1 protein-coding gene is annotated in these 439 nt (G+C 29.8%); it reads left to right on the top strand.

Going from position 1 to position 439, the window contains the following annotated elements; genetic code table 11:
- Positions 1-172: 172 nt before the first annotated feature.
- Positions 173-439 (top strand): phage holin (locus tag SD53_RS12590; RefSeq protein WP_046520558.1); only part of this gene is annotated, 267 nt, incomplete at its 3' end.

Genomic DNA, 439 nt, shown 5'->3' with positions numbered 1-439 from the left:
TATTAATTTAATCTTTAATCTAAAATAGCCACCGTCTTTTTAACGGGCTCATTAGGGTAACATGTTTGCGTATGTTGCCCTTTTTCTAAATATAAATTAACACACCATAATATAAATATCAAATAGACGGCTTATTAGTCGTCTTTTTATTTTGGATAAAAGGAGCAAACAAATGAATGCAAAAGTAATAACAAGATATATAGTATTAATTTTAGCGTTAGTCAATCAGTTTTTAGCGAATAAAGGTATAAGTCCGATACCAGTAGATGAAGAAAGTGTTTCATCGATTATCTTAACAGTTGTTGCTTTATATACTACATATAAAGATAATCCAACATCTCAAGAAGGTAAATGGGCAAATCAAAAGCTAAAGAAATATAAAGCTGAAAACAAGTATAGAAAAGCAACAGGGCAAGCGCCAATTAAAGAAGTAATGACA

It is taken from the genome of Rheinheimera mesophila (assembly GCF_000986865.1).
GTDB lineage: Bacteria > Pseudomonadota > Gammaproteobacteria > Enterobacterales > Alteromonadaceae > Pararheinheimera > Pararheinheimera mesophila.
This window is presented reverse-complemented; position numbering and strand designations above follow the sequence as displayed.